Here is a 7,617-nt window from a genome sequence, read left to right as displayed (position 1 = left end):
CACCGAGCGGCCGGTCGCGGAAGCCTCGTAGCCGGCGGCCGGTCCGCCGGGATCGGGGCGGGCCCCGAGGGGGGCTTCGCGGATCGCCCGCGGGCCGCTAACCTGCCGGATGTGAGCGGGCGGCCCGCTGCCGCGGAGGGGCGGGCCGTGCCGTCCGGGAGGCGAGCGGCGGCGTGGGCGTGACGCGATCAACGGATTCGGGCCGCTCCCGGCAGGCGGTCGGCGTGACGCTGCGCGTCGACATGGGGGTGCACGGCGCGCTCGGGCCGGGGAAGATCCACCTTCTCGAGCTGATCGGGAAGCACGGCTCGATCAGCGAGGCCGGCCGCGTGATGGGCATGTCCTACCGGCGCGCCTGGCGCCTGGTCGACGAGCTCAATTCCATGTTCCGGGAGCCGGTGGTGGCGGCAAGGGCCGGCGGCGCGCGCGGCGGCGGTACCCATCTGACCGAGCTCGGAGAAGAGGTGGTGCGCCGCTACCGGCGGATGGAAAGGAAGACGGCGGGCGCTGTGGAGAAGCATCTGCGCGCGCTCGAGGCCAGGCTGGCGACCGCGCCCCCGGAGGCAGAGGGGAAGGAAGCGGCCGGCACCCAGGGGGACAAGCCGGGGGACTAGCCCGCAGGCCGTGCGGCCCGCGCCGTTCCGGCCGCCCGCCTCAGTCCCGGCCGAGCCGCCTGGCGACCCGGTTTGCCACCATGTTCGAGGCGAGCAGGGCGGCCATCGAGATCACCACCGAAATGACCGTCAGGCGGAGCGCCTGCAGGTCGCCGCCCGGCACCTGGGTGAACGTATAGATCGCGGAAGGCAGCGTCTGCGTCTCGCCCGGTATGTTGGAGACGAAGGTGATGGTCGCGCCGAACTCGCCCATCGCCCGCGCGAAGCTGAGGATCGTGCCGGCGATGATGCCCGGCAGGATCAGCGGCAGCGTGATCGTGGCGAACACCCAGGCGGGATTGGCGCCGAGCGTGCCGGCCGCCTCCTCCAGGCCGGCATCCACCGCCTCGATCGACAGCCGGATGGTCCGGACCATCAGCGGGAATCCCATGATGGCGCAGGCGAGCGCCGCGCCGGTCCAGCGGAATGCGAAGACGATTCCGAACGTCTCGGCAAGAAAGGCGCCGATCGGACCGCGCCGCCCGAACAGGACCAGGAGGAGGTAGCCGGTGACGACCGGGGGCAGGATGAGCGGCAGATGGACCAGCCCGTCGAGGAGCGACTTCCCCCAGAACCGGCCGCGCGCCAGGACCATCGCCACGAGGATGCCTGCGGGCAGCGTCCAGACCACGGCCCAGAACGATACCCGCAGCGACAGGCGGACGGCCGTCCATTCCTCCGGCGACAGACTGATCCAGTTCGGCATCCCGATGCAGAAACCCGTTCGCCGGACCCGTGTCTAGGGCAGGAAGGCGAAGCCCTGCTCCTCGAAATGGCGGGCCGCCTCCGGAGATTTCAGGAAATCGAGCAGCGAGCTTGCCGCCGGATTGTCCGAGTCCCTGACGAGCGCGGCCGGATAGACGACCGGCTCGTGCGATTCCTCGGGGAATGTCGCCACGACCTTCACGTTCGGGTCGGCCGCGGCATCGGTCGCGTAGACGATCCCGAGCGGTGCCTCGCCACGCGAGACGAGCACCAGCGCGGCGCGCACGTCCTGCGCCTGCGCGATGCTGCGGGCGACCTTGTCCCATGCCCCGAGCCATGTCAGGGCCGCCTTGCCGTAGATGCCGGCGGGAACCGAATCGGTGTTCGCCATCGCGAGCTTGCCCGAGCCCAGCACCGCGGCAATGTCGACGCCCCGCGCAAGCGTCACGGCGACGTCGCTGTCCTTCGGCGCAATCATGACGAGCCGGTTCCTGAGCAGGTCGGAACGCGTCTCCGGCACGATCAGCCCACGCTCCTGGAGGTAGTCCATCCAGGACTGGTTGGCGGAGATGAAGAGATCGGCAGGCGCGCCCCGTTCGATCTGCTTGGCGAGCGTCGAGCTTCCCGCATAGGAGATGGAGGCCCGGCCGCCCGTCGCGCTCCAGTCGTCGACCGCCGCATCGAGCGCGTTCTTGAGGCTTGCGGCCGCGAACACCAGCACGCGCGCATCCTCCGCAGCCCGCGCGGGGAAAGCGGAGACGAGAAGCGTCAGTCCGAGCAATGCGAGCCGTACCGGCATCATCCGCCTGCCGAGCATTTCAAACCTCCATTCAGCTCACCGCGATATCCAAGTGGATACAGCGCGCGCATCCGGTTGCCAAGCGCTATGTTCAGACAAGCATAGCGCTCGGCGTGGACCGGAGAGCCGGCGCGCCTGCGTGGCGGGTCGGGCAGGTCCGGCAGGCGTCGAGGCCCAGATTCCACTGGTTCGTCCGGCCGCTTCCGCCTATGCGGGGTGCAGTAACCGGCGCCTGGCACGCCGGGCCGAACGACAAGGCGGACCAAGAGGAGATCGAGATGGCGGACACCACGACGGGCACGACGCGCGAACGCGGGTGGCGACCGGCCGAGCCGCCGGCCTTCAGCGCCCGGAAAGTGGGCGAGGTCGTGGTCACCACGATCGCGGACGGCTACCGCACCTTCCCCCTCGCCGACGGCTTCGTGCAAAACGCGGGGCGCGACGAGATCAATGCCGCGCTCGCCGAGGCGGCGATGCCCGCGGACGAGATGACGATCGTCTTCAACCCGGTCCTCCTCGAGCGCGCGGGCCAGCGGATCCTGATCGACACGGGCTATGGTCCCGCCGCCGGGGCGCAGCCGGGAAGCACGGTCGGGCAGACCACGAAGAGCCTTCGGGCGGCCGGCCTTGCGCCGGAGGCGATCGATCTCGTGATCATCTCCCATTTCCACGGCGACCACATCAACGGCCTTCTCGACGGCGACTCGAACCCCGTCTTTCCGAACGCCGAGATCGTCGTTCCGGAGAAGGAATGGGCCTACTGGATGGAGAGCGACGCGGCCGAGACGGCCGGCGGCCCCCGGATCAAGGAGAATCTCGACAACGCGCGGCGCGTGTTCGGTCCGTTGCGGGAGCGGGTCGCCCGCTACGCCTGGGACGCGGAGGTCGCACCGGGCCTGACGGCGCTCGGCACGCCCGGCCACACGCCGGGCCACACCTCGTTCCGCCTGGAATCGGCCGGCGAGTCGCTCTTCATCCAGTCCGATGTGACGAACCATCCGGCGCTCTTCGCGCGCCACCCGGGCTGGCATCCCGCCTTCGACATGGACCCGCAGCAGGCGGAGGCGACCAGGCGCCGCGTCTACGACATGCTCGCGGCGGAGAAGCTGATGGTGCAGGCGTTCCACTACCCGTTCCCCTGCCGCGCCAGGATCGAGAAGGCGGGAGACGGATACCGGCCGGTCGCGCTCGACTAGCGCGACGCGGGAGCGCTCAGGTCGCCTTCTTGCGGCAGTAGAGTTCGAGCTTGTGGCTGACGATCTCGTAGCCGTGGCGCTCGGCGATCTGTTCCTGCAGCCGCTCGATCTCCGGCGAGCGGAACTCGATGATCTCGCCCTTGTCGATGTCGATGATGTGGTCGTGGTGGCGCGCGTCGGCGATCTCGAAGCGCGCCGACGCACCTTCGAAGACGTGGCGGTGCACGAGCCCCTGCTGCTCGAGCGCCGTCAACGTCCGGTAGACGGTCGCAAGCGACATGGTCGGGTCGATCTCGCGGGCCCTGCTGTGGAGTTCGTTGGCATCCGGATGGTCCTTGGCCTCGGCGAGCACCTTCAGGAGCGCCGTCCGCTGACGCGTGATCCTCACGCCGTCGGCACGCAGGGCCTGCTCCAGATAGCTCGCCTGGCTCTTTGCCCTTCCCATCCCGCAATCCACCTCACCTGTCGGCACCGGCGCCGACCGATGCAATCGCAATAGCGCTGGCGGCACGGCCCGTCACCCTCTTCAGGCCGGGCGCCTGCCGGCGCGCGCGGCCGTGATGGTCGCATAGAGATAGGCGGCGATGAAGATGATGGTCATCAGGAGCACGATCGTCGGCGCCGGCGCGCTGTCTATGAAGAAGCTCGCATAGACGCCGACGAAGGATGCGAACGTTGCGATCGCGACGGCGACGGCGAGCATTGCCCCGAAGTTCCGCGTGAGCAGGTAGGCGCATGCGCCGGGCGCGATCAGCACGGCGATGGCGAGGATGATGCCGACCGCCTTGAGCGCCGCGACGATGGTGAGCGAAAGGATCGCCAGCAGCCCGTAATGGAGGAGCCGCACCGGAAGCCCGAGCGCCTTCGCCTGCACCGGGTCGAAGGCGTGAAGGAGGAGGTCGCGGCGCTTGGCGACGATAATCCCCGTGACGAGGACGGCGATCGTGCCGGTCTCGAGGATGTCGGGCCAGCCGACGCCGAGCATGTCGCCGAACAGGATGTGGTCGAGATGCACGTCGGACTGGATCTTCGTGTAGAGCACGATGCCGAGGCCGAACATGCCGGAGAAGACCACGCCCATCACGGTGTCCTGCTTGACGCGGCTGTTCTCCTTCAGGAACCCGGTGGCGAGCGCGCAGACCATGCCGGCCACGAAGGCGCCGACGGCGAGCGGGAGCCCCGCTATATAGGCGAGCACGACGCCCGGCAGGATGGCATGGGAGATGGCATCGCCCATCAGCGACCAGCCCTTGAGGACCAGGTAGCAGGAGAGGAGCGCCGCCGGCACCGCGACGAGGACGGCGATGATGAGCGCGCTCCGCATGAACTCGAACTGGAACGGCATCAGGGCCATGTCGAGGAGCCGGCTCACGACGGAAGCTCCCCGGCGCCCGCGGCGAGCGCCTCGGCCGCCCTGCGCCGGGCGGCCAGCATGCCGTGCTTCGGGGCAAGCAGGAAGGCGGCCAGGAAGACCAGCGTCTGCAGGACCACGATGATGCCGCCGGTGGCGCCGTCGAGGAAATAGCTCGCATAGGCGCCGACGAAGCTCGTCGCCGCGCCGATGGCCACGCTGACCAGGATCAGCCGCGGAAAGCGGTCGGTGAGGAGGTAGGCCGTCGCGCCCGGCGTCACCACCATCGCGATCACGAGGAACGCGCCGACCGTCTGCAATGCGGCCACCGTGCAGGCGCTGAGGAGCGTGAAGAAGATCAGCTTCAGCAGCCGGGGCCTGAGCCCGATCGAGCGCGCATGGCTCTCGTCGAAGAAGACGACCATCAGGTCCTTCCACTTGACGATCAGGACGGCGAGCGAGACGAAGCCGATGATCGCGAGCTGCACGGTGTCCGCAGGCGTGATGGCGAGAATGTTCCCGAGCACGATGGTCTGGATGTTCACGGCCGCCGGCGACAGCGAGACCATGAAGAGGCCGACGCCGAAGAACGAGGTGAAGATCAGCCCGATCACCGTGTCCTCCTTGAGCCTGGTGCGCTGGTTGAGGAACAGCATGGCGCCGGCGGCGAGCGCCCCGGCGAAGAAGGCCCCGATCGAGAACGGCAGGCCCAGCATGTAGGCGCCGGCGACGCCCGGCACGATCGAATGGGAGAGCGCGTCGCCGATGAGCGACCAGCCCTTCAGCATCAGATAGGCCGAGAGGAAGGCGCAGACGGCGCCGACGAGCGCGCTCACCCACATGGCGTTCACCATGTAGCCGTAGCCGAACGGCTCGAGGAGCGCGCTCATCGCCGCTTCGCCCCGCCGGGCGGCTCGGCGCCGCCCGGGCTGCCGTTGCCGTAGAGCACGAAGGGGCGCTCGTCGTCGGTGAGCACGCCGACCGGCCGGCGCCGGTCCTCGCCGACATCGCCGAGGACGAAATGGCGGAGCACGCCGCCGAAGGTGCGCTCGAGGTTCTCCTGCGTGAAGATCTCCGCGGTCGGGCCGTAGGCGAGCACCGTGCCCTTGATGAGCACGGTGCGGTCGCAGAATTCCGGCACGCTGCCGAGATTGTGGGTGGAGACGAGGATCACCCGGCCCTCCTCCCGCAAGGCGAGAAGGAGCGCGATGATCGCCTCCTCCGTCTTCACGTCGACGCCGGTGAACGGCTCGTCGAGCAGGATCACCCGCCCGTCCTGCGCCAGCGCGCGGGCGAGGAACACGCGCTTGCGCTGTCCGCCCGAGAGCTCCCCGATCTGGCGCTTGCGGAAATCGAGCATGCCGACCCGGGCGAGCGCAGCCTCGACCGCGGCCTCGTCCTCCGGGCGCGGGATCCGCAGCCAGTTCATGTGGCCGTAGCGCCCCATCATGACGACGTCCTCGACGAGGACGGGGAAGCTCCAGTCGACCTCCTCGCTCTGCGGGACATAGGCCACGAGGTTGCTCTTCAGCGCCTGCTCGACCGACTGGCCGAGGATCGAGATCGAGCCCTTCGAGATCCGCACGAAGCCCATGATCGCCTTGAAGACGGTCGACTTGCCGCTGCCGTTGACGCCGACGAGCGCCGTCACCGTGCCGGTCGGGACCGCGAAGGTGGCGTTGCGGATGGCGGTGTGGCCGTTCCGGTAGGTGACCGTCACGTCCTGGACGGAAAGCCCGGATCCGGCCTCGGCCGGCGCGGGCCCGCCGGCGCGCGGGCGGGAGAGTTCGGCGACCGTCATTGCGAGAGCCCCTTCGCGATCGTGTCGGCGGTGACGCGCAGGAGGTCGAGATAGGTCGGCACCGGGCCGTCCTTCTCGCTGAGGGAATCGACGTAGAGCACGCCGCCATAGCGGGCGCCGGTCTCGCGCGCCACCTGCTGGGCCGGCTTGGCGGAGACGGTGCTTTCGCTGAAGACGACGCCGATCCTGTTCTTCTCGACGGCGTCGATCACCTTGCGGACCTGCTGCGGCGTGCCCTGCTGGTCGGCGTTGATCGGCCAGAGAAAGAGCTCCTTCAGGCCGAAATCGCGCGCGAGATAGCTGAACGCGCCCTCGCTCGTCACGAGCCAGCGCCGGTTCTCCGGAAGCGCCGCGAGCTCCGCCCGGATCGGCGCGACCGTCGCCGCGATGCGGGCCTTGTAGGCCTCCGCGTTGGCGGCATAGACGGCGGCGTTGGCCGGATCGTATTGCGCGAGCGCCTTGCGGATGTTGTCGACATAGAGGAGGGCGTTCTCCGGCGACATCCAGGCATGCGGGTTGGGCTTTCCCCGATAGGGGCCCTCGCCGATGCTCATCGGCTCGACGCCCTCCGAGACCACCACGCTCGGCACGTCCCGCAGGTTCCGGAAGAACTTCTCGAACCAGAGCTCGAGATTGAGGCCGTTCCAGAGGATGAGCTGCGCGTCCTGCGCCTTCAGGATGTCGCCCGGCGTCGGCTGGTAATTGTGGATCTCCGCGCCCGGCTTGGTGATCGATTCCACGTCCGCGGCCTCGCCGGCCACGTTCCGCGCGATGTCGGCGATCACCGTGAAGGTCGTCACGACCTTGAGCTTCTCCGCCGCCGCGGCGCCCTGCCCGGCCCATGACGCGACCGCCGAGACGGCGAGGGCCGCCACGACCCGCCTGAAATTCCGCACCATCCGCATTCCCGCTATTGCGAACCACTTGCAACAGAGTGCCACAGCCGTCCTGAACGTGCAACTCATTTGCATGAACCGGAGCGACGTCTCTATGAAGTGGAGCGTCCGGCATGAACTGGAGGGAGGTCCGGCGGGTTCCGCAGGCGGCCGTCCGGCGGGTTCCGCAGGCGGCCGTCCGGCGGGTTCCGCCGGCGGCCGGACCCGGGCACGGGC

At 69.2% G+C, this 7,617-nt stretch carries 9 protein-coding genes; 2 read left to right on the top strand and 7 right to left on the bottom strand.

Going from position 1 to position 7,617, the window contains the following annotated elements; all coding sequences use genetic code 11:
* Positions 1–179 precede the first annotated feature (179 nt).
* Positions 180–614 carry a winged helix-turn-helix domain-containing protein gene (locus E4O86_RS21555; RefSeq protein ID WP_343039213.1) on the top strand — a complete coding sequence of 145 codons (435 nt, stop codon included), beginning with the start codon at positions 180–182 and terminating at the stop codon, positions 612–614.
* A 40-nt stretch (positions 615–654) separates the two neighbouring features.
* Here the strand turns inward: E4O86_RS21555 and modB are convergent, their stop codons facing one another.
* Together modB and modA are read right to left on the bottom strand one after the other, a co-directional pair.
* Positions 655–1,359 carry a molybdate ABC transporter permease subunit gene (modB, locus tag E4O86_RS21550; protein WP_161142611.1) on the bottom strand — a complete coding sequence of 235 codons (705 nt, stop codon included), beginning with the start codon at positions 1,357–1,359 and terminating at the stop codon, positions 655–657.
* Between the two features lie 33 nt (positions 1,360–1,392).
* A complete protein-coding gene (gene modA / locus E4O86_RS21545; RefSeq protein ID WP_161142610.1) occupies positions 1,393–2,175 on the bottom strand; it encodes a molybdate ABC transporter substrate-binding protein in 783 nt (260 codons plus the stop codon).
* Between the two features lie 260 nt (positions 2,176–2,435).
* Between modA and E4O86_RS21540 the strand changes: the two genes are divergently transcribed.
* Positions 2,436–3,353 carry an MBL fold metallo-hydrolase gene (locus E4O86_RS21540; RefSeq protein ID WP_161142609.1) on the top strand — a complete coding sequence of 306 codons (918 nt, stop codon included), beginning with the start codon at positions 2,436–2,438 and terminating at the stop codon, positions 3,351–3,353.
* A gap of 16 nt (positions 3,354–3,369) precedes the next feature.
* On the opposite strand, the gene E4O86_RS21535 is transcribed toward E4O86_RS21540, so the two are convergent.
* From E4O86_RS21535 to E4O86_RS21515, 5 genes are all read right to left on the bottom strand, one after another.
* Positions 3,370–3,798, bottom strand: a complete 429-nt coding sequence (locus E4O86_RS21535; protein WP_161142608.1) for a Fur family transcriptional regulator — start codon at positions 3,796–3,798, stop codon at positions 3,370–3,372.
* An 81-nt stretch (positions 3,799–3,879) separates the two neighbouring features.
* A complete protein-coding gene (locus E4O86_RS21530) occupies positions 3,880–4,707 on the bottom strand; it encodes a metal ABC transporter permease (RefSeq protein WP_161142612.1) in 828 nt (275 codons plus the stop codon).
* Positions 4,708–4,721: 14 nt separating this feature from the next.
* Positions 4,722–5,594, bottom strand: coding sequence for a metal ABC transporter permease (locus E4O86_RS21525; protein ID WP_161142607.1), 873 nt, complete (start codon positions 5,592–5,594; stop codon positions 4,722–4,724).
* On the bottom strand, positions 5,591–6,505 hold the full coding sequence (locus E4O86_RS21520) for a manganese/iron ABC transporter ATP-binding protein (protein WP_161142606.1): 915 nt from the start codon (positions 6,503–6,505) through the stop codon (positions 5,591–5,593). The genes E4O86_RS21525 and E4O86_RS21520 overlap by 4 nt, the downstream gene beginning before the upstream one ends.
* Entirely contained in the window at positions 6,502–7,404 is a 903-nt protein-coding gene (locus tag E4O86_RS21515; RefSeq protein ID WP_161142605.1) for a metal ABC transporter substrate-binding protein, read from the bottom strand. Before E4O86_RS21515 ends, E4O86_RS21520 begins: the two co-directional genes overlap by 4 nt.
* Positions 7,405–7,617: the final 213 nt, after the last annotated feature.

It is taken from the genome of Propylenella binzhouense (assembly GCF_009866965.1).
Lineage (GTDB): Bacteria > Pseudomonadota > Alphaproteobacteria > Rhizobiales > Afifellaceae > Propylenella > Propylenella binzhouense.
The sequence above is the reverse complement of the archived record's forward strand: the minus strand, read 5'-3'. Positions and strand labels throughout refer to the sequence as shown.

Excerpts from the sequence above, each read along its gene's own strand:
- E4O86_RS21515 (WP_161142605.1), bottom strand. The coding sequence starts at position 7,404 with ATGGTGCGGAATTTCAGGCGGGTCGTGGCGGCCCTCGCCGTCTCGGCG.
- E4O86_RS21540 (WP_161142609.1), top strand. The coding sequence starts at position 2,436 with ATGGCGGACACCACGACGGGCACGACGCGCGAACGCGGGTGGCGACCG.
- E4O86_RS21520 (WP_161142606.1), bottom strand. The coding sequence starts at position 6,505 with ATGACGGTCGCCGAACTCTCCCGCCCGCGCGCCGGCGGGCCCGCGCCG.
- E4O86_RS21535 (WP_161142608.1), bottom strand. The coding sequence starts at position 3,798 with ATGGGAAGGGCAAAGAGCCAGGCGAGCTATCTGGAGCAGGCCCTGCGT.
- modA (WP_161142610.1), bottom strand. The coding sequence starts at position 2,175 with ATGCTCGGCAGGCGGATGATGCCGGTACGGCTCGCATTGCTCGGACTG.
- E4O86_RS21530 (WP_161142612.1), bottom strand. The coding sequence starts at position 4,707 with ATGGCCCTGATGCCGTTCCAGTTCGAGTTCATGCGGAGCGCGCTCATC.
- E4O86_RS21525 (WP_161142607.1), bottom strand. The coding sequence starts at position 5,594 with ATGAGCGCGCTCCTCGAGCCGTTCGGCTACGGCTACATGGTGAACGCC.
- modB (WP_161142611.1), bottom strand. The coding sequence starts at position 1,359 with ATGCCGAACTGGATCAGTCTGTCGCCGGAGGAATGGACGGCCGTCCGC.